The organism is Buttiauxella noackiae ATCC 51607, assembly GCF_001654865.1.
GTDB lineage: Bacteria > Pseudomonadota > Gammaproteobacteria > Enterobacterales > Enterobacteriaceae > Buttiauxella > Buttiauxella noackiae.
In genome coordinates, this window is the sequence record NZ_LXEO01000068.1 from 115,548 (window position 1) to 140,365 (window position 24,818).

Genomic DNA, 24,818 nt, shown 5'->3' on the forward strand with positions numbered 1-24,818 from the left:
ATATTCCGGGGTGCCCTTTGGGGTCGGTAATATGGGATACGTGGAGGCTTAACCCCATACTTTTATATAGAGGTTTTAATCATGGCAACTGTTTCCATGCGCGACATGCTCAAGGCTGGTGTTCACTTCGGTCACCAAACCCGTTACTGGAACCCGAAAATGAAGCCTTTCATCTTCGGCGCTCGTAACAAAGTTCACATCATCAACCTTGAAAAAACTGTACCTATGTTCAACGAAGCTTTGGCTGAGCTGAGCAAGATTTCTTCTCGTAAAGGCAAAATCCTTTTCGTTGGTACTAAGCGTGCTGCAAGCGAACCAGTAAAAGAAGCTGCTCTGAGCTGCGATCAGTTCTTCGTGAACCATCGCTGGTTGGGCGGTATGCTGACTAACTGGAAAACTGTTCGTCAGTCCATCAAACGTCTGAAAGACCTGGAAATCCAGTCTCAGGACGGTACCTTCGACAAACTGACCAAGAAAGAAGCACTGATGCGTACCCGTGAGCTGGTGAAGTTGGAAAACAGCCTGGGTGGTATCAAGGATATGGGCGGTCTGCCGGATGCTCTGTTTGTAATCGACGCTGATCACGAACACATTGCAATCAAAGAAGCGAACAACCTGGGTATCCCAGTATTCTCTATCGTTGATACTAACTCCGATCCAGATGGCGTTGATTTCGTTATCCCTGGTAACGACGATGCAATCCGTGCTGTAACCCTGTATCTGGGTGCTGTAGCTGCTACCGTTCGTGAAGGCCGCTCTCAGGATCTGGCTTCTCAGGCAGAAGAAAGCTTCGTAGAAGCTGAATAATAAGGTTCGCTCTCATTGAGCCCTTATTAACCAGGTATTGAATAGTTTGGTTAGGGGGCCTGTCTCAGGCCCCCTTTTTATTTTGAGCCAGGGTTCGTCTATTCCGTGGACCAGGGCTTATCTCTCTCTACGAGATAACCGAGGATTTTAGAATGGCTGATATTACTGCTGCTCTGGTAAAAGAACTGCGTGAACGTACTGGCGCAGGCATGATGGATTGCAAAAAGTCACTGACTGAAGCTAATGGCGACATCGAGCTGGCAATCGAAAACATGCGTAAGTCTGGTGCGATCAAAGCGGCTAAGAAAGCAGGCAACGTAGCTGCTGACGGCGTGATCAAAACTAAGATCGCAGACGGCTATGCTGTGATTCTGGAAGTTAACTGCCAGACTGACTTCGTTGCTAAAGATGGTGGTTTCCAGGCATTTGCTGACAAAGTGCTGGACGCTGCTGCTGCAGGCAAAATTACTGATATCGAAGTACTGAAAGCACAGTTCGAAGAAGAGCGTGTTGCACTGGTTGCTAAAATCGGTGAGAACATCAACATTCGTCGTGTTGCAGTTCTGGAAGGTGATGTTCTGGGTAGCTACCTGCACGGTGCTCGCATCGGTGTTGTTGTTGCAGCTAAAGGCGCTGACGAAGAGCTGGTTAAGCAAATCGCTATGCACGTTGCTGCAAGCAAGCCAGAATTCGTTAAGCCAGAAGACGTGTCTGCTGAAGTTGTTGAGAAAGAGTACCAGGTTCAGCTCGACATCGCTATGCAGTCTGGCAAGCCGAAAGAAATCGCAGAGAAAATGGTTGAAGGCCGCATGAAGAAATTCACCGGTGAAGTTTCTCTGACTGGTCAGCCTTTCGTCATCGACCCAAGCAAAACTGTTGGTCAGCTGCTGAAAGAGCATAATGCTGATGTAAATGGCTTCATCCGCTTTGAAGTGGGCGAAGGCATCCAGAAAGTTGAGACTGACTTCGCAGCAGAAGTTGCTGCAATGTCCAAGCAGTCTTAATTTTTAAAGGAGCCGCCAATTGGCGGTTCCTTTTTATCTGGCTTTAAAAATCAGCCTGCTCTGATACAGATCTTGTTGATATGCGACATTATGTCGCCTGAATTTACCATCCCCATTCGTTGACTGTTCCCAGGAAAGAATCATGGCTACCAATGCAAAACCTGTCTACAAACGCATTCTGCTCAAGCTAAGCGGCGAAGCGCTGCAAGGTACCGAAGGCTTCGGTATTGATGCAAGCATCCTTGATCGTATGGCTCAGGAAATTAAAGAGCTGGTTGAATTGGGTATTCAGGTCGGGGTGGTGATTGGTGGTGGCAACTTATTCCGCGGTGCAGGCCTGGCAAAAGCCGGTATGAACCGTGTTGTGGGCGACCACATGGGCATGCTGGCAACCGTAATGAACGGTCTGGCAATGCGTGATGCGCTTCATCGCGCCTATGTGAACGCTCGCCTGATGTCTGCTATTCCATTGAATGGCGTATGTGATAACTACAGCTGGGCAGAAGCTATCAGCTTGCTGCGCAATAACCGCGTAGTTATCCTGGCAGCCGGTACCGGTAATCCATTCTTTACTACTGACTCTGCTGCGTGTCTGCGTGGTATTGAGATTGAAGCGGACGTGGTACTGAAAGCCACGAAAGTAGATGGCGTGTTTACTGCGGATCCTGTTAAAGATCCTACTGCAACGCTTTATGAGCAACTGACTTATACCGAAGTGTTGGATAAAGAGCTGAAAGTGATGGATTTGGCTGCGTTCACGCTTGCCCGCGATCACAAATTGCCGATTCGTGTTTTCAACATGAACAAACCGGGTGCACTTCGCCGTGTGGTTATGGGCGAAAAAGAAGGCACTTTAATCACTGAATAATTTCAGTCGATGCTTAATCAGGGTAAGATTCAGTTTCAAACAGTCGTAACAGGCGAACCCCAACGGGCGCCATGAATAAACAGGGCTATACTTAGCTCGCAGCGTCTGCATAGCGGCGTGAAGTGTGGTCTGCCCTAAACCAGTTTTCAAGGATTCGTAACGTGATTAGCGATATCAGAAAAGATGCCGAAGTGCGTATGGAAAAATGCGTAGAAGCATTCAAAACCCAAATCAGTAAAATCCGCACCGGCCGCGCCTCTCCATCCCTGCTGGACGGTATCATTGTGGAGTATTACGGCACCCCGACTCCACTGCGCCAATTGGCAAGTGTAACGGTTGAAGATTCTCGCACATTGAAGATCAACGTGTTTGACCGTTCTCTGAGCCAGGCCGTTGAGAAAGCGATCATGACTTCCGACCTCGGTCTGAACCCAAGCTCTGCTGGTACCGACATTCGTGTTCCACTACCGGCACTGACTGAAGAACGTCGTAAAGATCTGATCAAAATTGTACGTGGCGAAGCTGAAGGCGCACGTGTGGCGGTTCGTAACGTTCGCCGTGATGCTAACGACAAAGTGAAAGCGCTGCTGAAAGATAAAGAAATCAGTGAAGATGACGATCGCCGTTCTCAGGACGACGTTCAGAAAATGACTGATGCTGCTATCAAGAAAGTAGATGCTGCGCTTGCTGAGAAAGAAGCTGAGTTGATGCAGTTCTAATCCGTTGAGATGACGGATCAAACGCCGTATGCAAGCCGTGGCTCATGCCACGATTATTGTCTACGGCGTTTTTTATTTGATTATTCATACTAAAACTCCAGAGCGCCCCATGAAGCAACTGACCATTCTCGGCTCTACCGGATCTATCGGTACCAGTACCCTTAGCGTTGTTCGTCATAATCCTGATAACTTTTCCGTCACCGCCCTGGTAGCCGGGAAAAATGTCGCGCGCATGGCTGAGCAGTGCCTGGAGTTCAAGCCGCGCTGGGCAGTAATGGATGATGAAGTTTCTGCTGGAGAGTTACGTCGTTTGCTTAAAGAGCAAGGGAGTAGCACTGAAGTTCTGGCCGGGCAGCAGGCAGCTTGTGAAATGGCGGCGCTGGATGAAGTGAATCAGGTTATGGCGGCTATTGTTGGCGCTGCCGGCCTGTTACCCACTCTTGCGGCGATTGCTGCGGGCAAGCAAGTATTACTGGCAAATAAAGAAGCTCTGGTGACTTGTGGGCGGCTGTTTATGGATGCTGTACAACGAAGCCATGCTCAGCTTCTGCCTATCGACAGCGAACACAACGCAATTTTTCAGAGTTTGCCGGAAACAATTCAGCAAAACCTCGGGTACGCTGAACTTGAGGGTAATGGCGTTTCGTCAATTATTCTTACCGGGTCAGGTGGCCCATTCCGTGAGACGCCTTTAGGCGAACTGGCAGCAATGACTCCGGACCAGGCTTGTAGCCATCCGAACTGGTCGATGGGACGTAAAATCTCAGTCGACTCGGCCACCATGATGAACAAAGGTCTCGAATACATTGAAGCTCGTTGGCTTTTCAATGCTTCAGCGAAACAAATGGAAGTGCTAATACATCCGCAGTCGGTTATCCACTCGATGGTTCGTTATCGTGATGGTAGTGTGCTGGCGCAGTTAGGCGCTCCAGATATGCGCACGCCTATTGCACACGCCATGGCATTTCCTGAGCGCGTGCAGTCAGGTGTTGAACCACTCGATTTTTGTAAAATTGGTACTTTCACCTTCATGGAACCAGACTATCATCGCTATCCTTGCCTGAAGCTTGCGATGGAAGCATTTGAGCAGGGGCAAGCTGCAACGACCGTACTGAACGCTGCAAATGAAATTGTGGTTGAAGCTTTCTTGCAACAACAGCTACGTTTTACAGACATTGCTTCCTTAAATCGCGCAGTCCTTGATAGTGTTGAATTGACTGAGCCGAAGAGCGTGGAAGAGGTTCTTGCTGTTGATGCGAAAGCACGCGAGGTTGCCCGAGATTTGGTGACGCGCATCGCTTCCCGATGATTATTTATTCAGCTGATATGCCTCTATTTGTTAGCTTTGTGCTTCAGTGATATAGTCTGCGCCATCTTTCGGCCAGGAATAACTGACTGAAAGATTGGTAAGCCGTGTTATAGCACGGCTTTTTTATGTAAAAGCTGAGATCATTCTGAGTACCGCTTAATCCTTATCTGGGAATAATTACGCGTTATGTTGTCTGCAAACCAACAATTAAGCGAAACACAATCCGGACATGGCGCACGCCATGTTGCCATTATTATGGATGGCAACGGTCGCTGGGCGAAACGACAAGGGAAGATGAGGGTTTCCGGCCATAAGGCGGGGGCGAAATCTGTTCGCCGGGCGGTAAGTTTTGCGGCAAATAATGGTATAGATGCGCTTACGCTCTATGCTTTTAGTAGTGAAAACTGGAATCGTCCAGCTCAAGAAGTTAGCGCACTAATGGAGTTGTTTGTGTGGGCTTTAGACAGTGAAGTCAAAAGTTTGCATCGTCACAATGTCCGTTTGCGTATTATCGGCGATATCAGCCGATTCAATGCTCGCCTGCAAGAACGTATCAAAAAAGCCGAAGACTTAACGAGTGCCAACACAGGTTTGACTCTCAATATTGCCGCGAACTATGGCGGGCGTTGGGATATTATTCAAGGTGTGCGGCATCTTGCCGAACAGGTACAAGAAGGCTTACTACGTCCAGACCAGATTGATGAAGAGATGCTGAGTAAGCAAATCTGCATGAATGAACTGGCTCCCGTAGATTTAGTAATTAGGACAGGGGGAGAGCATCGTATTAGTAACTTTCTGATTTGGCAGATTGCCTACGCAGAACTTTATTTCACTGATGTTCTTTGGCCTGATTTCGATGAACAAGACTTTGAAGGTGCATTAAATGCTTTTGCAAATCGAGAGCGTCGCTTTGGCGGCACAGCACCTGGTAGTGAGTAAGCCTGTTGGGGGTCACTTTTGCTGAAGTATCGCCTGCTTTCTGCGTTTATTTTAATCCCGGTGGTTATTGCCGCGTTATTTTGGCTTCCACCAGTAGGATTTGCTATTACAACCCTCGTGGTATGTATGCTGGCAGCCTGGGAATGGGGACAATTGGCAGGTTTTAAAGCGCGTTCTCAACGTGTTTGGCTTGCCGTGTTGTGTGGTCTGTTACTGGCATTAATGCTTTATGCATTACCTGAATACCAGCGTACGGTTCATATTCCGTTGATTGAGGCTTCGCTATGGGCATCACTTGCCTGGTGGTTTGCCGCGCTGTTACTGGTGTTGTTTTATCCAGGTTCTGCATCAATCTGGCGTAACTCAAAAGTGTTGCGTCTGTTGTTTGGCGTATTAACGATTGTGCCGTTTTTCTGGGGCATGATTGTATTACGTAACTGGCATTACGAGATTAACCACTACACCGGTTCAATCTGGCTGTTGTATGTGATGGTTCTAGTCTGGGGAGCTGACTCCGGTGCTTATATGTTTGGCAAAATGTTTGGCAAACACAAATTAGCGCCGAAAGTGTCTCCGGGTAAAACATGGCAGGGCTTCTTTGGTGGGTTGTTCACTTCTGCGATTATCTCCGTACTGTTCGGCATGTGGGCGAATCTGGATGTGTCACCGGCTATTCTGTTGACCTGTTCGGTTATAGCTGCTCTTGCTTCAGTATTGGGCGATTTAACCGAAAGTATGTTTAAGCGTGAAGCAGGGATTAAAGATAGCGGTCACCTGATCCCCGGTCATGGTGGTATCCTTGACCGCATTGATAGCCTCACAGCAGCAGTACCGGTATTTGCCTGTCTGTTATTGCTGGTATTCAGGACGATTTAACGGAAGGTTATATGCTGAGCTTACTCTGGAATTTGGCTGCGTTTATTGTCGCACTGGGTGTCTTAATTACCGTGCATGAGTTCGGTCATTTCTGGGTAGCTCGCCGCTGTGGCGTCAAAGTAGAGCGCTTTTCCATTGGTTTTGGTAAAGCGCTCTGGCGTCGTTCCGATCGCCACGGTACCGAATTTGTAATCGCCCTGATCCCACTAGGTGGTTATGTCAAAATGCTTGATGAGCGTGTTGAGCCGGTTACGCCGGAACTACGCCATCAGGCCTTCAATAACAAAACCGTTTCTCAACGTGCTGCAATTATTGCTGCCGGCCCTATTGCTAACTTTATCTTCGCCGTGTTTGCCTACTGGCTGGTGTTTATCATCGGTGTCCCTGGTGTTCGTCCGGTTGTTGGTGAAGTAATGCCCAACTCGATAGCAGCCGAAGCACAAATTGCACCAGGCATGGAACTTAAAGCGATAGATGGTATCGAAACGCCTGACTGGGAATCGGTTCAACTTGAGTTGATGGCAAAGATTGGTGATGACAGTGTTAATCTTACGCTGGCACCACTAGGTTCAAATCTGAAAAGTGAGAAAACTCTAGATTTGCGCCACTGGCAATTTGAGCCTGAAAAGCAGGATCCGATCACTTCATTAGGCATCGGCCCGCGTCGCCCGCAAATTGAAACGGTATTACAAGAAGTACAGCCCAATTCCGCTGCGAGCAAAGCGGGTTTGCAAGGCGGGGACAGGATCGTTAAAGTCAACGGTTCGGCACTTGCTCAGTGGACAGAATTTGTTAGTCAGGTGCGTGACAATCCAGGTCACCCACTGGAGCTAGAAATAGAAAGACAAGGGGCGCTCTTGTCTTTAACGCTGATACCGGATACAAAACCGGGTAAAGCGAAGGCTGAAGGGTTTGCGGGGGTAGTACCAAAGGTTATCCCACTGCCTGATGAGTATAAAACAGTACGCCAGTATGGGCCGTTTGCTGCTGTCGCGGAAGCCACGGATAAAACCTGGCAACTGATGAAGCTTACAGTCAATATGCTGGGAAAATTAATAACCGGTGACATCAAACTGAATAACCTCAGTGGGCCAATCTCTATAGCTCAAGGGGCAGGGATGTCAGCGGAATCTGGGTTGATTTACTATCTGATGTTCCTGGCGCTGATTAGCGTCAATCTGGGGATAATCAACCTGTTTCCGTTACCCGTTCTGGACGGGGGGCATCTGCTCTTTTTGGCGATTGAAAAGCTGAAGGGTGGGCCGGTTTCCGAGCGAGTTCAAGACTTTAGTTACCGCATTGGCTCTATATTGCTGGTGCTGTTGATGGGGCTTGCACTTTTCAATGATTTCTCTCGGTTTTAGAGAGAATAGGTTAGGAAGAACGCATAACAACGATGGCGATGAAAAAGTTGCTCATAGCGTCGCTGCTGTTTAGCAGCGCCACCGTATACGGTGCAGACGGGTTCGTGGTGAAGGATATTCATTTCGAAGGCCTGCAGCGAGTCGCCGTCGGTGCGGCCCTCCTCAGCATGCCGGTTCGCGTAGGCGATACTGTCTCTGACGAGGATATCAGTAATACTATTCGTTCACTGTTTGCTACCGGGAACTTCGAAGATGTCCGGGTACTTCGTGATGGCGAAACGTTAGTTGTTCAGGTGAAAGAACGCCCGACAATCGCGAGTATTACCTTCTCCGGTAACAAGTCCGTGAAGGACGACATGCTCAAGCAGAACCTCGAGGCTTCTAGTGTGCGTGTCGGCGAATCACTGGATAGAACGACCCTGGCTGATATTGAAAAAGGGCTGGAAGATTTCTACTACAGCGTTGGTAAGTATAGTGCCAGCGTGAAAGCCGTTGTTACGCCATTGCCGCGTAACCGTGTTGACCTGAAACTGGTATTCCAGGAAGGCGTTTCAGCCAAAATTCAGCAAATCAACATCGTAGGCAACCATGCGTTTACGACTGATGAACTCATTTCGCATTTCCAGTTGCGTGATGAAGTGCCATGGTGGAACGTGGTGGGCGATCGTAAATATCAGAAACAGAAGCTTGCCGGTGACCTCGAAACACTGCGCAGCTACTACTTGGACCGTGGTTATGCTCGATTCAACATCGATTCCACGCAGGTCAGTCTGACGCCTGATAAGAAAAGCATTTACGTTACCATCAACGTGACCGAAGGCGATCAGTACAAGATTGCTGGCGTGACGGTGAACGGCAATCTGGCAGGGCACTCAGCAGAAATTGAAACGCTGACTAAACTCAAACCAGGTGAGCTTTATAACGGCACCAAAGTGACCAAGATGGAAGACGACATCAAGAAACTGTTGGGTCGTTATGGTTACGCCTATCCGCGTGTGCAAACGCAACCTGAGATCAATGATGCAGATAAGACCGTTAAGCTGCATGTGAACGTTGATTCAGGTAACCGTTATTACGTGCGTAAAATTCGTTTCGAAGGCAACGACACCAGTAAAGATTCAGTCCTGCGTCGTGAAATGCGCCAAATGGAAGGGACCTGGCTGGGTAGCGATCTTGTTAACTCCGGTAAAGATCGTCTGAATCGTTTGGGTTACTTCGAAACTGTAGATGTTGATACACAACGTGTGCCAGGTAGCCCTGACCAGGTTGATGTAGTCTACAAAGTTAAAGAGCGTAATACCGGTAGCTTCAACTTTGGTGTGGGTTACGGTACTGAAAGTGGTATCAGCTTCCAGGTCGGTGTCCAGCAGGATAACTGGTTAGGAACAGGTTACTCGGTTGGTATCAACGGTACCAAAAACGATTATCAGACATATGCTGAATTGTCGGTAACCGATCCATACTTTACAGTTGATGGTGTGAGCCTCGGCGGCCGTGTCTTCTACAATGACTTTAAAGCTGATGATGCGGATCTTTCTGACTACACCAATACAAGTTATGGTGTGGACGGAACGCTTGGCTTCCCGGTTAACGAAAACAACACATTGCGCCTGGGCTTAGGTTACGTGCATAACGACCTGTCCAACATGCAACCGCAGGTTGCGATGTGGCGTTATCTGGATTCAGTCGGCCAATCGGCTGATAAAAACTCTGATAACAACGGGTTTGCCGCAGATGACTTCACGCTGAACTATGGCTGGACGTACAACAAACTTGACCGTGGTTACTTCCCAACGGAAGGTTCGCGTGTGAACCTGAACGGTAAAGTTACCGTACCAGGCTCTGATAACGAGTTCTATAAAGTGACGCTGGATACGGCAAGCTACTTCCCAATTAATGAAGATCATACCTGGGTAATGTTAGGGCGGACTCGTTGGGGTTACGGTGATGGTTTGGGCGGTAAAGAGATGCCGTTCTATGAAAACTTCTATGCCGGTGGCTCCAGTACTGTTCGTGGTTTCCAGTCTAATAACATTGGCCCGAAAGCTGTTTATTACGGCGGCAATGATACAGATAACTGTAACAAAGCTTCGTCAAACGAAGTGTGTAGTTCTGACGATGCTGTCGGTGGTAACGCAATGGCGGTGGCAAGTCTTGAACTTATCACGCCAACGCCATTCCTGAGCGAGAAGTACGCGAACTCTGTTCGTACCTCTCTGTTCGTGGATGCCGGTACTGTTTGGGATACTAACTGGCAAAATACTCAGCAAATGAAAGACGCTGGGGTGCCGGACTACAGTGACCCAAGTAATATTCGTATGTCAGCAGGTGTCGCATTGCAATGGATGTCACCGCTGGGGCCGTTGGTGTTCTCTTATGCCCAACCGTTCAAGAAATACGAAGGCGACAAAGCAGAACAGTTCCAGTTTAACATTGGTAAAACCTGGTAACTGTTCCGCGCGAAGGATTGCATAAAAGCAGTGTAGCGTTGATGCCAGTTCGCTAAATGCAGAACTGGCACACGCAAAAAAGAGTGTCTTCGGACACATTCGGGATGGTAAGGAGTTTATTGTGAAAAAGTGGTTATTTGCCGCAGGTCTTGGCCTCGCTATGGCTGCATCTGCCAGCGTTCAAGCAGCTGACAGCATTGCTGTAGTAAACATGGGCAACCTGTTCCAACAGGTAGCACAGAGCACCGGTGTGTCTAAAACTCTTGAAAACGAGTTTAAAGGCCGCGCAAGCGAGTTGCAGAATATGGAAGGCGACCTGCAGTCCAAAATGCAAAGGCTGCAACGCGATGGTTCTACCATGAAAGCTGCTGACCGCAGCAAAGCTGAAAAAGATCTGATGGCTCAGCGCCAGCAGTTCCAAACTAAAGCTCAGGCATTCGAACAAGATCGTCAACGTCGCTCTAACGAAGAGCGTGGCAAACTGGTTACTCGTATTCAGAGCGCAGTGAAGAAAGTTGCTGATGACAAAGGCATCGACGTAGTTCTGGATGCTAACACCGTTGCATATGCAGGCAGCAGTGTTAAAGACATCACTTCAGATGTTCTGAAACAGGTTAAATAAGTAATGTCTTCAATTCGACTGGCTGATTTAGCCCAGCAGTTGGATGCAGATTTGCACGGTGATGGCGATCTCGTCATCACCGGCGTTGCATCTATGCAAACGGCCCAGGCTGGCCAAATTACGTTTATGGTTAACCCACGTTACCGTGAGCAATTGGCTGTTTGCCAGGCTTCTGCCGTCGTTATGACTGAAGCCGACCTCCCTTTCGCACATAGCGCTGCATTGGTAGTGAAGAACCCCTACCTCACATATGCTCGCATGGCGCAACTCCTTGATTCGACGCCGCAACCAGCTCAAAATATCGCACCAAGTGCTGTTATTGATGCAACTGCGACGTTGGGTAATAACGTCGCCATTGGCGCAAATGCGGTTATCGAGTCTGGTGTTGTGCTAGGCGATAACGTTGTGATTGGTGCAGGCTGTTTCGTGGGTAAACACACCAAAATTGGTGCTGGCACCCGCCTGTGGGCGAATGTGTCGATTTACCATGAAATCCAGATTGGTGAACAGTGCCTGGTTCAGTCTGGTACCGTCATCGGTTCAGATGGTTTTGGTTACGCTAACGATCGTGGCAATTGGGTGAAGATCCCCCAACTTGGCCGTGTGATCATTGGCGATCGTGTCGAGATCGGTGCTTGTACAACGATTGACCGAGGCGCACTAGACGACACGATTATTGGCAATGGTGTTATCATTGATAATCAATGCCAGATTGCACATAACGTTGTGATTGGCGACAATACTGCCGTTGCTGGCGGTGTGATCATGGCAGGCAGCCTGAAAATTGGTCGTTACTGCATGATTGGTGGTGCCAGTGTTATCAATGGCCATATGGAAATCTGCGATAAAGTCACCGTGACCGGAATGGGCATGGTAATGCGCCCTATCACAGAGCCGGGGGTTTACTCCTCAGGTATTCCACTACAGCCGAACAAAGTGTGGCGTAAAACAGCCGCGTTGGTGATGAATATCGACGAGATCAGCAAGCGCTTGAAATCCGTTGAGAAAAAAATCAATCAACAAGACTAAAAGTCACCCGCCCAAGACGCGTTAGTGCTTACTGATTTGCGGCCTGCTACCTATCCCGAGATAGTCGCAGGCCGTGTTATTATTGTCATTTGGTACATTTAGACAGGAAGAGTATCTTGACTACCGACACTCATACTCTGCACATCGAAGAGATTTTGGAACTTCTGCCGCACCGTTACCCGTTCTTGCTGGTAGACCGCGTGCTGGATTTTGAAGAAGGACGTTTTTTACGTGCAGTAAAAAATGTCACAGTAAACGAGCCGTTTTTCCAGGGCCATTTCCCTGGTAAACCGATTTTCCCGGGTGTGCTGATTCTTGAAGCGATGGCGCAAGCCACCGGTATTCTTGCGTTCAAAAGCGTTGGGAAGCTGGAACCTGGTGAGCTTTACTACTTTGCTGGTATTGACGAAGCGCGTTTCAAACGCCCAGTGGTACCTGGTGACCAGATGATCATGGAAGTTACCTTCGAGAAAACCCGCCGTGGTCTGACGCGTTTTAAGGGCGTGGCAACTGTTGACGGTAAAATTGTCTGCGAAGCAACTATGATGTGTGCCCGCAGCCGGGAGAGTTAATACGTGATTGATAAATCCGCCTTTATTCATCCATCAGCCATTGTGGAAGACGGTGCCGTTATAGGCGCTAATGTTCATATTGGTCCGTTTTGTATTGTTGGTCCACATGTTGAAATCGGTGAAGGTACCGTTCTGAAATCTCATGTTGTGGTAAATGGTCATACGACTATTGGCCGTGATAACGAAATTTATCAGTTCGCGTCCATTGGTGAAGTTAACCAGGATCTGAAATATGCCGGTGAACCGACTCGTGTGGAAATTGGCGATCGCAACCGCATTCGCGAAAGCGTCACCATCCATCGAGGAACAGAGCAGGGCGGTGGTTTGACGAAGGTGGGTAGCGATAACTTGCTGATGGTCAACGCTCACGTAGCGCATGACTGTACTGTCGGTAACCGCTGCATCCTCGCAAATAACGCCACTCTCGCTGGTCACGTTTCTGTTGATGATTTCGCAATTATTGGTGGCATGACCGCTGTGCACCAGTTCTGCATTATCGGCGCGCACGTGATGGTGGGCGGTTGTTCTGGTGTGGCGCAAGATGTCCCACCGTATGTTATTGCGCAGGGCAACCACGCAACGCCGTTCGGCGTAAACATTGAAGGCCTGAAACGCCGCGGTTTCTCCAGAGAAGCGATACACGCTGTTCGTAACGCATATAAAATTCTCTACCGCAGTGGGAAAACCTTCGAAGAAGCGAAGCCTGAAATTGCTGAGATTGCCGAGCAACATCCAGAAGTGAACGCATTCGTTGAATTCTTTGCCCGTTCAACTCGTGGTCTGATTCGCTAAATGAAACCTGGTCGTCCGCTTACGATTGCCCTGGTCGCCGGAGAAACTTCCGGCGATATTCTTGGTGCAGGTCTGATTCGCGCCCTCAAAGCTCGTGTTCCTGATGCTCGCTTTGTTGGTGTTGCAGGGCCTCTGATGCAGGCCGAAGGTTGCGAAGCCTGGTATGAGATGGAAGAATTGGCAGTGATGGGCATTGTAGAAGTGCTCGGTCGTCTGCGCCGGTTACTCCATATTCGAGCCGATCTCACACGCCGCTTCACCGAGTTGCAGCCAGATGTTTTCGTCGGTATTGATGCACCAGATTTCAATATCACGCTGGAAGGCAATCTTAAAAAGCAGGGTATTCGCACAATTCATTACGTCAGCCCTTCTGTTTGGGCGTGGCGCCAAAAACGTGTTTTCAAAATTGGCAGAGCAACAGATTTAGTGCTCGCATTTCTGCCTTTCGAAAAAGCGTTTTACGACAGATTTAATGTCCCCTGCCGCTTTATCGGTCATACCATGGCTGATGCGATGCCGCTTGATCCTGATAAAAATGTTGCACGCGCGACTCTGGGTATTTCCCCAGAGGCTAAATGCCTGGCGTTGTTGCCGGGAAGCCGTGGTGCAGAAGTCGAGATGCTCAGCGCTGATTTCCTGAAAACAGCTCTTTTACTGCGCGAGCGTTTTCCAGGGCTGGAAATTGTCGTTCCGCTGGTTAACGCGAAACGTCGCGAACAGTTCGAGCGTATCAAAGCTGAAGTGGCTCCTGACCTGACGATGCACTTGCTTAACGGGCAAGGGCGCGAAGCGATGGTCGCAAGCGATGCCGCCTTGCTGGCATCAGGCACAGCGGCACTTGAATGCATGCTGGCGAAATGCCCGATGGTGGTTGGTTATCGCATGAAGCCGTTCACCTTCTGGCTTGCAAAGCGCCTGGTCAAAACGGATTACGTTTCACTGCCAAATCTGCTGGCCGGTCGTGAGCTGGTTAAAGAGTTATTGCAGGATGAGTGCGAGCCTAATGCGCTTGCAAAGGTGCTTGCCCCGTTGCTTGAAGATGGTGTGCAGAGCCACCAAATGCACGACACCTTCCGCGACCTGCACCAGCAGATTCGTTGTAATGCCGATGAACAAGCGGCTGATGCTGTGCTGGAGCTTGCACAATGATTGAATTTATTTACCCTCATACGCACTTGGTAGCAGGTGTTGATGAAGTGGGGCGCGGCCCACTGGTTGGTGCAGTCGTCACTGCTGCGGTGATTCTCGACCCAGAAAAGCCTATCATTGGCCTTGCTGATTCTAAGAAACTCTCTGAAAAACGTCGCAATGCACTTTACGATGAAATCGTCGAAAAGGCGCTTTCATGGAGTCTTGGCCGTGCTGAGCCAGAAGAGATTGACCAGTTAAACATTTTGCATGCCACCATGCTTGCGATGCAGCGTGCTGTTGCTGGCCTGCGCGTGGTTCCTGAATATGTATTGATTGATGGTAACCGTTGCCCCGCACTGCCGATGCCTTCTTTGGCGGTGGTAAAAGGTGACAGCCGGGTTGCAGAAATAAGTGCTGCATCAATAATTGCCAAAGTGACGCGCGATCGTGAAATGGCAGAGCTTGATCTCTCTTTTCCGCAATACGGTTTTGCCCAACACAAAGGCTACCCCACTGCTTTTCATCTGGAAAAGCTCGCAGAGCATGGTGCGACTGAACACCACCGTCGTAGCTTTGCTCCGGTCAAACGCGCTCTCGGACTGGCGTCCTGATTTGCGGACGTACGTTACACATCTAAACGGAATGAGAAATGGCTGAACCACGTTTCGTGCACCTGCGAGTGCACAGCGACTACTCCATGGTTGATGGCCTGGCAAAAACAGCTCCATTGGTGAAGAAAGCCGCGGCGATGGGGATGCCAGCAATTGCTATCACTGATTTTACCAACCTCTGTGGGCTGGTGAAATTCTATGGTGCTGCTCATGGCGCAGGACTTAAGCCGATTATTGGTGCAGATTTTAACGTTGCCAATGAATTGCTGGGCGATGAGCTTAGCCATTTGACCGTGCTTGCCGCAGACAACGTCGGTTACCAAAACCTGACGTTGTTAATCTCCAAAGCCTATCAGCGCGGTTATGGCGCAGCGGGCCCAATTATCGACCGCGCCTGGCTTGCCGAATTGAACGAAGGGCTTATCCTTCTTTCTGGTGGGCGCATGGGGGATATTGGCAAAAATTTGTTGCGTGGAAATACGGCACAGCTTGATCAGTGCCTGGAATTCTATCAGCAGTATTTTGCCGATCGCTTCTATCTGGAACTGATTCGCACAGGTCGTCCTGATGAAGAAAGCTATTTGCATGCTGCCGTCGCATTAGCCGATGAGCGTGGTTTGCCGGTCGTGGCAACCAACGATGTAAGGTTCATTGAGTCTACAGATTTTGATGCCCATGAAATCCGCGTTGCTATCCACGATGGCTTTACCCTTGACGACCCGAAACGCCCACGTAATTACTCTTCGCAGCAGTATCTGCGTACCGAAGAGGAAATGTGTGAACTCTTTTCAGACGTTCCGGAAGCACTGGAAAACAGCGTAGAAATCGCCAGACGCTGTAACGTTACCGTGCGTCTGGGTGAGTACTTCCTGCCGCAATTCCCAACTGGCGATATGTCGACCGAAGACTTCCTGGTCATGAAGTCAAAAGAAGGGCTCGAAGATCGTCTGGAATTCTTGTTCAAAGATCCTGAAGAGCGTGCAGCAAAAAGACCGCCGTATGACGAGCGTCTGGATATTGAGCTTAAAGTTATTAACCAGATGGGCTTCCCAGGCTACTTCCTGATCGTTATGGAATTTATCCAGTGGTCCAAAGACAACGGCGTGCCGGTAGGGCCTGGGCGTGGTTCTGGTGCGGGTTCACTGGTTGCTTATGCTCTGAAAATTACCGATCTTGATCCGCTGGAATTTGACCTGCTGTTCGAACGTTTCCTTAACCCGGAACGTGTATCGATGCCCGACTTCGATATCGACTTCTGCATGGAAAAACGCGATAGGGTAATCGATCACGTCGCCGAAATGTACGGGCGCGAGGCGGTATCACAGATTATTACCTTTGGTACGATGGCGGCAAAAGCGGTTATCCGCGATGTGGGCCGTGTACTGGGGCACCCTTATGGATTTGTCGATCGTATCTCTAAACTGATTCCGCCAGATCCAGGGATGACGCTTGCTAAAGCGTTTGAAGTTGAACCGCAGCTTCCAGAAATGTACGAAGCTGACGAAGAAGTTAAAGCGCTTATCGACATGGCGCGTAAACTTGAAGGCGTAACGCGTAACGCCGGTAAACATGCCGGCGGCGTGGTAATTGCGCCAACAAAAATTACCGACTTTGCTCCGCTTTATTGCGATGACCAGGGCCAAAACCCGGTCACCCAGTTCGATAAAAACGATGTGGAATATGCGGGCCTTGTGAAGTTCGACTTCCTCGGCTTGCGTACACTGACCATCATCGACTGGGCGTTGAAGATGATCAACCCGCGTCGGGCGAAGCAAGGTTTAGAGCCAATTGATATCGCTGCTATCCCTCTCGAAGACAAGAAAAGCTTCGACATGCTGCAACGCTCGGAAACCACAGCCGTGTTCCAGCTAGAATCCCGCGGCATGAAAGATCTTATCAAGCGTCTGCAGCCTGACTGCTTCGAAGATATGATCGCATTGGTAGCATTATTCCGCCCAGGCCCATTGCAATCAGGCATGGTTGATAACTTTATTGACCGTAAGCATGGGCGTGAAGCTATCTCTTACCCGGATATTCAATGGCAGCATGAAAGCCTGAAACCGGTGCTGGAGCCAACTTATGGCATTATCCTGTATCAAGAACAGGTTATGCAGATTGCCCAGGTGCTGGCGGGATACTCGCTGGGCGGTGCAGACATGTTGCGTCGTGCGATGGGTAAAAAGAACCCAGTTGAGATGGCGAAGCAGCGTGGTGGGTTTGAAGATGGCGCGAAGTCTCGTGGCATCGACGGCGAACTGGCGATTAAGATCTTTGACCTGGTAGAGAAATTTGCCGGTTATGGGTTTAACAAATCTCACTCAGCAGCCTATGCACTGGTTTCTTACCAGACACTGTGGCTAAAAGCGCACTATCCGGCAGAGTTTATGGCGGCGGTAATGACCGCTGACATGGATAACACTGAGAAAATCGTCGGCCTGGTTGATGAGTGCTGGCGCATGGGCCTGAAAATTTTGCCACCGGATATTAACTCCGGGCTGTACCATTTCCACGTTAATGACGATGGGGAAATTGTTTACGGTATCGGCGCGATTAAAGGTGTCGGTGAAGGCCCGATTGAAGCGATAATTGAGGCGCGTAACGAAGGTGGTTATTTCCGTGAGTTATTCGACCTCTGTGCGCGAGCTGACGTTAAAAAACTCAATAAACGTATCCTTGAAAAATTAGTGATGTCCGGGGCATTTGACCGCCTCGGGCCGCATCGCGCCGCATTAATGAATGCGCTGCCCGATGCACTTAAAGCAGCTGACCAACATGCCAAAGCCGAAGCTATCGGCCAGGTGGATATGTTTGGTGTTCTGGCTGATGAGCCGGAGCAGGTTGAGCAGTCCTACGCCAGCGTCGTTCCGTGGCCTGAGCAAGTGGTACTGGATGGTGAACGTGAAACGTTGGGCTTGTATCTTACCGGTCACCCAATCACCCAGTACTTGAAAGAAATTGAGCGCTATGTCGGTGGCATGCGCCTGAAAGAGATGCACCCGACAGAACGTGGTAAAATGACCACAGCTGCGGGTCTGGTGATTGCTTCGCGGGTGATGGTTACCAAGCGCGGCAATCGCATTGGCATCTGTACTCTGGATGACCGTTCTGGTCGCCTGGAAGTGATGCTATTCACAGATGCGTTAGAAAAGTACCAGCATCTGTTGGAAAAAGACCGTATCCTGATCGTCAGCGGACAGGTCAGCTTTGATGACTTCAGCGGTGGCCTTAAAATGACTGCTCGCGAAGTAATGGACATTGACGAGGCCCGCGAAAAGTATGCGCGTGGGCTTGCTATCTCGCTGACGGACAGGCAAATTGATGACCAGCTTTTGAACCGTCTCCGTCAGTCTCTGGAACCCCATCGTTCGGGGACCATTCCAGTACATCTCTACTATCAGAGAGCGGATGCACGAGCGCGTTTGCGTTTTGGCGCAGCATGGCGTGTATCCCCAAGCGATCGTTTGCTCAATGAGCTTCGCACGCTGATAGGATCGGAGCAGGTGGAACTGGAGTTTGACTAATACAGGAATATTATGAGTCTGAATTTCCTCGATTTTGAACAGCCGATTGCAGAGCTGGAAGCGAAAATTGATTCCCTGACTGCAGTTAGCCGTCAGGACGAAAAGTTAGATATTAATCTGGACGAAGAAGTGCAGCGTCTGCGTGAAAAAAGCGTAGAACTCACACGTAAGATCTTTGCCGATTTAGGAGCATGGCAGATTGCTCAACTGGCGCGTCACCCGCAGCGCCCGTATACGCTTGATTACCTGCGTCTCGCTTTTGATGAGTTCGATGAACTCGCGGGTGACCGTGCGTATGCTGACGATAAAGCTATTGTTGGTGGGATTGCGCGTCTTGATGGTCGTCCTGTTATGGTCATTGGCCATCAGAAAGGCCGTGAGACTAAAGAGAAGATCCGCCGTAACTTTGGTATGCCAGCACCAGAAGGCTACCGTAAAGCACTGCGTTTGATGGAAATGGCTGAGCGTTTCAAAATGCCAATCATTACCTTCATCGATACCCCGGGAGCTTATCCTGGTGTGGGTGCGGAAGAACGCGGTCAGTCAGAAGCTATCGCTCGCAACTTACGTGAAATGTCTGGCCTGAAAGTGCCGGTCATCTGTACCGTAATTGGCGAAGGTGGTTCTGGTGGTGCATTGGCAATCGGTGTGGGCGATAAAGTGAATATGCTGCAATACAGCACCTATTCTGTTATCTCTCCAGAAGGCTGTGCTTCAATTCTGTGGAAAAGTGCTGATAAAGCACCAATCGCCGCAGAAGCAATGGGCATTATTGCTCCGCGCCTGAAAGAGCTTAAGCTGATTGATACCGTTATCCCTGAACCACTGGGCGGTGCACACCGTAACGTGGAAGCAATGGCTGCTTCACTGAAAGCGCAATTGCTGGCTGATCTTGCCGACCTGGACGTGCTGAATACCGAAGAGCTGCTGGCTCGTCGTTATCATCGTCTGATGAGCTATGGCTACGCGTGATATACCCATAATCCTTCAAGCTGCAGGGGCGTTGGCTGCACTCACTTACCCGAATCACTTACCTTAGTAAGCTCATCGGGATAAGTTCCCTGCCGCCTACCTGCAACTCGAATGCTAACGGGTATATTGAAGAAGAAGGTCAGAAGAGATTCTGGCCTTTTTTATTATCTGAATTCCACACTTTATAAAGCTTTACACCTCAGCCCTTGTCCTCAGCCACTTTTCAATAAACTATGCTTACCTATAGGTTTTTCCAGGAGGTGAGCATTGAATATTATTGCAATTATGGGGACGCACGGCGTTTTCTACAAAGATGAGCCGATCAAAGAGCTGCATCAGGCGCTGGAAGTGCAAGGTTTTCGGCTCATTTACCCCACCAACAGCAACGACCTGCTCAAACTCATTGAACATAATCCGCGTATTTGTGGCGTCATTTTTGACTGGGATGAGTACAGCCTGGATTTGTGCAGTGAAATTAATTCGCTGAATGAATATTTGCCGCTGTATGCGTTTATCAATACCCACTCTTCGCTGGATGTCAGCGTTAACGAAATGCGCATGGCGCTGTGGTTCTTTGAATACGCCCTGAGTGCGGCAGACGATATCGCCCTGCGCATTCGCCAGTACACCAATGAATATCTGGACAATATCACTCCGCCGTTAACCAAAGCGTTATTCAATTATGTGAACGAAGGGAAATACACTTTCTGCACGCCTGGCCATATGGCTGGCACGGCTTATCTCAAAAGTCCGGTAGGGTGCTTGTTCTATGACTTCTTTGGCGCGAATACGCTGAAGGCGGATGTCTCTATTTCGGTGACGGAGCTGGGATCGTTGCTGGATCATACCGGTCCGCATCTGGAAGCCGAGGAGTATATCGCCCGCACTTTCGGTGCGGAGCAGAGTTACATGGTGACCAACGGCACATCCACGTCGAATAAAATCGTTGGCATGTACGCCGCCCCTTCAGGAAGCACGGTGCTGATTGACCGTAACTGCCACAAATCATTAACCCATTTGTTGATGATGACAGACCTGGTTCCCATCTGGCTCAAACCGACGCGCAACGCGCTGGGAATACTGGGTGGCATCCCGAAGCGGGAATTTATGCGCGAAAGTATCGAGGCGAAAGTTGCGGCGACTGAAAACGCGCAGTGGCCAGTGCATGCGGTTATCACCAACTCGACTTACGATGGTTTGCTTTATAACACCGAATTTATCAAAAAGACTCTGGATGTACCGTCGATTCACTTCGATTCTGCCTGGGTACCATACACTAACTTCCACTCAATTTATCAGGGCAAAAGCGGTATGAGTGGCGAGCGTGTGCCGGGCAAGGTTATCTACGAAACCCAGTCCACGCATAAGCTACTGGCGGCGTTATCGCAAGCATCCCTTATTCATATCAAAGGTGATTACGATGAGGAAACCTTCAACGAAGCCTACATGATGCATACCACCACATCGCCAAGTTATCCCCTGGTGGCATCGATTGAAACGGCGGCTGCGATGTTGCGTGGCAATCCTGGTAAGCGGTTGATTAACCGTTCTGTAGAACGTGCATTGCATTTCCGTCGTGAAGTTCAGCGCCTGCGTGAAGAGTCTGAAGACTGGTTCTTCGATATCTGGCAGCCGGAATACATCGATGAAGCCGCCTGTTGGCCAATTTCACCAGGTGAAGAGAACTGGCATGGATTCAAAGATGCTGATGCCGACCATATGTACCTCGACCCGATTAAAGTCACTATTCTGACACCTGGCATGGATGAGTTAGGGACGATGGCAGAAGAAGGGATTCCCGCTGCGCTGGTGGCGAAGTTCCTCGATGAGCGTGGCGTTGTGGTCGAAAAAACAGGCCCGTATAACTTGCTGTTCTTGTTCAGTATTGGGATAGACAAAACCAAGGCATTAAGTTTGCTGCGTGGCTTGACGGAGTTTAAACGCTCTTACGATCTCAATCTGCGCGTGAAAAACATGCTGCCAGATTTGTATGCCGAAGACCCTGATTTTTACCGCAATATGCGCATTCAGGATTTGGCGCAAGGTATCCACAAACTGATTAAACAGCATAATCTTTCTGACCTGATGCTGCGTGCTTTTGATGTGCTTCCTGAAATGAAAATGACTCCGCACAAGGCTTATCAACAGCAAGTGAAAGGTAACGTTGAAACGGTCGAAATAGAGCAACTGCTAAATCGTGTTTCAGCAAACATGATCCTGCCGTATCCGCCAGGTGTGCCAGTTGTGATGCCTGGTGAGATGATCACCAACGAGAGCCGTGCGGTACTCGATTTTCTACTGATGCTGTGTTCAGTAGGCGAGCACTATCCCGGCTTTGAAACGGATATTCACGGGGCTAAGCTTGGCGAGGATGGTATCTATCGTGTAAGAGTCTTAAAAAATATGTAGCCTATTGATTTAGCGAAACATGATAGCTACCGTGCGAAAAAGACAAAGGAGCATTTATGCTGGGTTTAAAGCAAGTTCACCACATCGCTATCATTGCGTCGGATTACCCAACCAGTAAGCATTTTTACTGCGATATTCTTGGCTTTACTCTGCAAGCGGAAGCGTACCGTGAAGAGAGAGATTCATGGAAAGGGGATTTGGCGTTGAATGGGCAATATGTCATCGAGCTGTTCTCATTTCCATTTCCGCCTGCAAGGCCGAGTCGCCCTGAAGCTTGTGGCTTGCGCCATCTGGCATTTAGCGTTGACGATATCGACAACGCGATTGTTCATCTTGAGGAGCATGGCGTGAAGTGTGAGCCGGTTCGTATCGATCCTTTCACCGACAAGCGTTTTACTTTCTTTAATGACCCTGATGGTTTACCGCTTGAGCTTTATCAGCAGTAACGCTTGCCTGATATGTCGTTGCCCAGTAACGTGCTGGGCAAATCCTTATTTAAACTACTGACTATGCAACTTCGTCCTCTATTCACATTACTGCAGCCGCACCCAAATTTGCTGGTGGCGTTTAGTGGTGGGCTGGATTCCACGGTATTGCTTCATCAGTTGGTTACGCTTCGTGATACACAGGCTGCGAATTTTCATATTCGCGCAATGCATATTCACCATGGGCTAAGTCCTTTTGCCGATGAATGGGCGGAGCATTGCCGGAAAATTTGCGAGCAATGGAACGTTCCGTTTGAAGTAAAACGAGTGCAGCTGGTTGATGATGGATTTGGGATTGAAGCCCATGCGCGAGCAGCACGTTATCAAGCGCTGGCCGAAACCATACAGTCAAACGAAGTTTTACTGACTGCGCAGCATCTTGATGATCAATGCGAAACGTTTTTGCTGGCCTTAAAGCGGGGAAGTGGTCCTGCAGGATTGGCCGCTATGCCAGAGCGTTTGCCGTTTGGTGAGACAGAATTAATTCGACCGTTGCTGGGGAAAACACGCAAAGATCTTGAAGCCTGGGCGAGTGAGTACCAATTAACATGGATAGAAGACGAAAGTAATCAGGATGATAGCTACGACCGTAATTTCTTGCGTCTGCATGTATTGCCTGAAATCCAGCAGCGTTGGCCTCATTTCCCGCAAAGCGTTGCGCGCAGCGCTGAGTTATGTGGAGAACAAGAGCAGTTACTTGATGAGTTGCTTGCCGAACAACTAGAGGCGCTGATTCAGGACGATGGCTCATTACTTATTGAGCCTCTAAAGATGCTCAGTGATATCCGCCGTGCGGCATTGTTACGCCGCTGGTTTGCCCGCCAAAAAGCCGCTATGCCTTCGCGAGCAGCGCTGGCACACCTGTGGGATGAGGTTGCCACCAGCCGTGAAGATGCCAACCCCCGTTTGAAATTTGGCAACTTTGAAGTTCGCCGTTATCAGGGGGCATTGTATTGGTTGCCGTTGATGAATGGAGTAGATGATGAGATCATTTCTTGGTCTGTACCTTTTGCCCCATTAACGTTGCCAGATGGTCTGGGAACGTTGCAATGCGCGACTGGCGGGCAGGAAATTCGGGCCCCTCGTATTGACGAACCCGTTACCATCCGTTTTAAGGCTTCCGGGCAGTTCCATATTGTAGGGCGCGAGCGTGGTCGGAGTTTGAAAAAAATCTGGCAAGAATTGGGTATTCCGCCATGGCAACGTGCGCGAACACCGCTGTTATATTATGGCGAACAACTGATTGCAGCTCTGGGCGTTTTTGTTACCCAGGATGGGAAAGCAACGGAACAATCATGCTGGCGTGTCGACTGGCAAAAGGAGAATCAGCAATGAAGAGAATGATTATTTTGGCGGGTCTTATTTTGTGTGCCCAGCCGGTAATGGCAAAAGGAGATGCGCAAGCTGGTGAGCAAAAAGCAATGATGTGTGTTGCCTGTCATGGTGCAACGGGGAAAGTTTCTGTACCCATGTACCCAAACCTGGCAGGACAAAACGAGGCATATCTTGAGCATTCGTTGAAGGCATATAAAAAGGGCGAGCGTAGCGGTGGGCAAGCTGAAGTGATGAAAGCGTACGTTAGCGGTTTGTCTGATGAGGACATCAGCAATCTGGCGGCTTATTACGCTTCAATGAAGCCATAAAAAAGGGCAGCCCTGGGCTGCCCACGCATGCGGATACTTTGCGTATCAGGATTCGCTAACTACGACAGTACCAATTTCAGGATGGCTGAAGCTGGTAATTTTATCGAGACGAACTTCGCGAGTGGCTCCGGCATCATCGAGAATCAAATATTCGATGTTTTTACGAGACACCAGGTCACTGGCTTTCGCCTTGAAAACTTCTCCGCTCTTTAGCTCCAGCGTCAATAATAAGTGATGCTGGCAGGCGAGCTCGAGATTGTCATAGTCATCACAATTGATGGGTTGATAGGCATCATTCATTGACATAATCGCTCACCAGTAAGTTCGCGGCAGCATACGCCGCCTGTTCCCTAATAGATTCTGGTTGTGCTTCGTTGGAAGCCACTTCGTTCAGCACCTTCAAAACGCAACCTAGTGCATCGGGAATGTAACCCAAATCTCCGCTGGCTATTTCCGCATAGCGCCGCCGTACTAATTCACAATACTTTTCCACATGCCCTCCTTTCAGAGTCCCGACCTCAGACTTAATCGTGGGATGCCAGTTTAAGCCTACGAAGATAAACTCTGTTTAGCAAGGTGACTATACCACAGGGATGAAACCGATATCAGCAGCGTAACCCTCTACTTGAATGAATACATAACAGCGTTTTAGCGAGGTTTTGGTTACAATGAGCGCCTAATTGAGTTCGGAGAAG

The 24,818-nt window shown here is 49.3% G+C and carries 23 protein-coding genes; 21 read left to right on the top strand and 2 right to left on the bottom strand.

The features are described from left to right. Positions 1-81 precede the first annotated feature (81 nt). The 21 genes from rpsB to M979_RS21550 all read left to right on the top strand — a co-directional run bounded on the left by rpsB (position 82) and on the right by M979_RS21550 (position 24,123). The gene (gene rpsB, locus M979_RS21450) at positions 82-807 is read left to right on the top strand and encodes a 30S ribosomal protein S2 (RefSeq protein ID WP_034460860.1); all 726 of its coding nucleotides are present in this window, start codon (positions 82-84) and stop codon (positions 805-807) included. Between the two features lie 152 nt (positions 808-959). After that, on the top strand, positions 960-1,811 hold the full coding sequence (gene tsf / locus M979_RS21455; protein ID WP_034460859.1) for a translation elongation factor Ts: 852 nt from the start codon (positions 960-962) through the stop codon (positions 1,809-1,811). Positions 1,812-1,953: 142 nt separating this feature from the next. Then, the gene (gene pyrH / locus M979_RS21460; RefSeq protein ID WP_034460858.1) at positions 1,954-2,679 is read left to right on the top strand and encodes a UMP kinase; all 726 of its coding nucleotides are present in this window, start codon (positions 1,954-1,956) and stop codon (positions 2,677-2,679) included. Positions 2,680-2,840: 161 nt separating this feature from the next. Further along, positions 2,841-3,398, top strand: coding sequence for a ribosome recycling factor (frr, locus tag M979_RS21465; protein ID WP_034460857.1), 558 nt, complete (start codon positions 2,841-2,843; stop codon positions 3,396-3,398). Positions 3,399-3,507: 109 nt separating this feature from the next. Further along, complete coding sequence (ispC, locus tag M979_RS21470) at positions 3,508-4,707, top strand: 1-deoxy-D-xylulose-5-phosphate reductoisomerase (RefSeq protein WP_064556336.1); 1,200 nt, start codon at positions 3,508-3,510, stop codon at positions 4,705-4,707. A 186-nt stretch (positions 4,708-4,893) separates the two neighbouring features. Next, positions 4,894-5,646 carry a (2E,6E)-farnesyl-diphosphate-specific ditrans,polycis-undecaprenyl-diphosphate synthase gene (gene ispU, locus M979_RS21475; protein WP_064556323.1) on the top strand — a complete coding sequence of 251 codons (753 nt, stop codon included), beginning with the start codon at positions 4,894-4,896 and terminating at the stop codon, positions 5,644-5,646. Between the two features lie 18 nt (positions 5,647-5,664). Then, positions 5,665-6,522 carry a phosphatidate cytidylyltransferase gene (gene cdsA / locus M979_RS21480; RefSeq protein WP_034460855.1) on the top strand — a complete coding sequence of 286 codons (858 nt, stop codon included), beginning with the start codon at positions 5,665-5,667 and terminating at the stop codon, positions 6,520-6,522. 11 nt (positions 6,523-6,533) lie between these two features. Continuing rightward, on the top strand, positions 6,534-7,886 hold the full coding sequence (gene rseP / locus M979_RS21485; protein WP_064556324.1) for a sigma E protease regulator RseP: 1,353 nt from the start codon (positions 6,534-6,536) through the stop codon (positions 7,884-7,886). 32 nt (positions 7,887-7,918) lie between these two features. After that, positions 7,919-10,336, top strand: coding sequence for an outer membrane protein assembly factor BamA (bamA, locus tag M979_RS21490; RefSeq protein ID WP_034460853.1), 2,418 nt, complete (start codon positions 7,919-7,921; stop codon positions 10,334-10,336). Positions 10,337-10,457: 121 nt separating this feature from the next. Further along, positions 10,458-10,958: a molecular chaperone Skp gene (gene skp / locus M979_RS21495; protein ID WP_034460852.1), complete on the top strand. Its 501-nt coding sequence runs from the start codon at positions 10,458-10,460 to the stop codon at positions 10,956-10,958. Between the two features lie 3 nt (positions 10,959-10,961). Further along, positions 10,962-11,987, top strand: a complete 1,026-nt coding sequence (gene lpxD, locus M979_RS21500; RefSeq protein WP_064556325.1) for a UDP-3-O-(3-hydroxymyristoyl)glucosamine N-acyltransferase — start codon at positions 10,962-10,964, stop codon at positions 11,985-11,987. 116 nt (positions 11,988-12,103) lie between these two features. Beyond that, complete coding sequence (fabZ, locus tag M979_RS21505) at positions 12,104-12,559, top strand: 3-hydroxyacyl-ACP dehydratase FabZ (protein ID WP_034460847.1); 456 nt, start codon at positions 12,104-12,106, stop codon at positions 12,557-12,559. Positions 12,560-12,562: 3 nt separating this feature from the next. Continuing rightward, a complete protein-coding gene (gene lpxA / locus M979_RS21510) occupies positions 12,563-13,351 on the top strand; it encodes an acyl-ACP--UDP-N-acetylglucosamine O-acyltransferase (RefSeq protein WP_034460846.1) in 789 nt (262 codons plus the stop codon). Beyond that, the gene (gene lpxB / locus M979_RS21515) at positions 13,352-14,500 is read left to right on the top strand and encodes a lipid-A-disaccharide synthase (protein WP_064556326.1); all 1,149 of its coding nucleotides are present in this window, start codon (positions 13,352-13,354) and stop codon (positions 14,498-14,500) included. Continuing rightward, positions 14,497-15,093, top strand: coding sequence for a ribonuclease HII (gene rnhB / locus M979_RS21520; RefSeq protein ID WP_064556327.1), 597 nt, complete (start codon positions 14,497-14,499; stop codon positions 15,091-15,093). Before lpxB ends, rnhB begins: the two co-directional genes overlap by 4 nt. 38 nt (positions 15,094-15,131) lie before the next feature. Continuing rightward, complete coding sequence (gene dnaE / locus M979_RS21525; protein ID WP_064556328.1) at positions 15,132-18,614, top strand: DNA polymerase III subunit alpha; 3,483 nt, start codon at positions 15,132-15,134, stop codon at positions 18,612-18,614. Positions 18,615-18,626: 12 nt separating this feature from the next. Beyond that, complete coding sequence (gene accA, locus M979_RS21530; protein WP_034460838.1) at positions 18,627-19,586, top strand: acetyl-CoA carboxylase carboxyl transferase subunit alpha; 960 nt, start codon at positions 18,627-18,629, stop codon at positions 19,584-19,586. A 267-nt stretch (positions 19,587-19,853) separates the two neighbouring features. Continuing rightward, positions 19,854-21,995: a lysine decarboxylase LdcC gene (locus tag M979_RS21535; protein ID WP_064556329.1), complete on the top strand. Its 2,142-nt coding sequence runs from the start codon at positions 19,854-19,856 to the stop codon at positions 21,993-21,995. A gap of 56 nt (positions 21,996-22,051) precedes the next feature. Beyond that, positions 22,052-22,441 (top strand): VOC family protein, encoded by a 390-nt coding sequence (locus M979_RS21540; protein ID WP_064556330.1) that lies wholly within the window; start codon positions 22,052-22,054, stop codon positions 22,439-22,441. A 63-nt stretch (positions 22,442-22,504) separates the two neighbouring features. Then, the gene (gene tilS / locus M979_RS21545; RefSeq protein ID WP_064556337.1) at positions 22,505-23,815 is read left to right on the top strand and encodes a tRNA lysidine(34) synthetase TilS; all 1,311 of its coding nucleotides are present in this window, start codon (positions 22,505-22,507) and stop codon (positions 23,813-23,815) included. Then, the gene (locus M979_RS21550) at positions 23,812-24,123 is read left to right on the top strand and encodes a c-type cytochrome (protein WP_034460832.1); all 312 of its coding nucleotides are present in this window, start codon (positions 23,812-23,814) and stop codon (positions 24,121-24,123) included. The genes tilS and M979_RS21550 overlap by 4 nt, the downstream gene beginning before the upstream one ends. 45 nt (positions 24,124-24,168) lie before the next feature. Here M979_RS21550 and rof read toward each other — a convergent pair whose 3' ends face one another. Then, positions 24,169-24,429 carry a Rho-binding antiterminator gene (gene rof / locus M979_RS21555; protein WP_034460830.1) on the bottom strand — a complete coding sequence of 87 codons (261 nt, stop codon included), beginning with the start codon at positions 24,427-24,429 and terminating at the stop codon, positions 24,169-24,171. Next, positions 24,416-24,616 carry a YaeP family protein gene (locus M979_RS21560; RefSeq protein ID WP_034460828.1) on the bottom strand — a complete coding sequence of 67 codons (201 nt, stop codon included), beginning with the start codon at positions 24,614-24,616 and terminating at the stop codon, positions 24,416-24,418. The genes rof and M979_RS21560 overlap by 14 nt, the downstream gene beginning before the upstream one ends. Between the last annotated feature and the right edge of the window lie 202 nt (positions 24,617-24,818).

Bases quoted from the DNA above. Each gene is read 5' to 3' on its own strand.
- ispU (WP_064556323.1), top strand. From the start codon at position 4,894: ATGTTGTCTGCAAACCAACAATTAAGCGAAACACAATCCGGACATGGC.
- lpxD (WP_064556325.1), top strand. From the start codon at position 10,962: ATGTCTTCAATTCGACTGGCTGATTTAGCCCAGCAGTTGGATGCAGAT.
- lpxB (WP_064556326.1), top strand. From the start codon at position 13,352: ATGAAACCTGGTCGTCCGCTTACGATTGCCCTGGTCGCCGGAGAAACT.
- pyrH (WP_034460858.1), top strand. From the start codon at position 1,954: ATGGCTACCAATGCAAAACCTGTCTACAAACGCATTCTGCTCAAGCTA.
- rnhB (WP_064556327.1), top strand. From the start codon at position 14,497: ATGATTGAATTTATTTACCCTCATACGCACTTGGTAGCAGGTGTTGAT.
- bamA (WP_034460853.1), top strand. From the start codon at position 7,919: ATGGCGATGAAAAAGTTGCTCATAGCGTCGCTGCTGTTTAGCAGCGCC.
- M979_RS21550 (WP_034460832.1), top strand. From the start codon at position 23,812: ATGAAGAGAATGATTATTTTGGCGGGTCTTATTTTGTGTGCCCAGCCG.
- ispC (WP_064556336.1), top strand. From the start codon at position 3,508: ATGAAGCAACTGACCATTCTCGGCTCTACCGGATCTATCGGTACCAGT.
- tilS (WP_064556337.1), top strand. From the start codon at position 22,505: ATGCAACTTCGTCCTCTATTCACATTACTGCAGCCGCACCCAAATTTG.
- dnaE (WP_064556328.1), top strand. From the start codon at position 15,132: ATGGCTGAACCACGTTTCGTGCACCTGCGAGTGCACAGCGACTACTCC.
- rseP (WP_064556324.1), top strand. From the start codon at position 6,534: ATGCTGAGCTTACTCTGGAATTTGGCTGCGTTTATTGTCGCACTGGGT.
- M979_RS21540 (WP_064556330.1), top strand. From the start codon at position 22,052: ATGCTGGGTTTAAAGCAAGTTCACCACATCGCTATCATTGCGTCGGAT.
- tsf (WP_034460859.1), top strand. From the start codon at position 960: ATGGCTGATATTACTGCTGCTCTGGTAAAAGAACTGCGTGAACGTACT.
- rof (WP_034460830.1), bottom strand. From the start codon at position 24,429: ATGTCAATGAATGATGCCTATCAACCCATCAATTGTGATGACTATGAC.
- accA (WP_034460838.1), top strand. From the start codon at position 18,627: ATGAGTCTGAATTTCCTCGATTTTGAACAGCCGATTGCAGAGCTGGAA.
- rpsB (WP_034460860.1), top strand. From the start codon at position 82: ATGGCAACTGTTTCCATGCGCGACATGCTCAAGGCTGGTGTTCACTTC.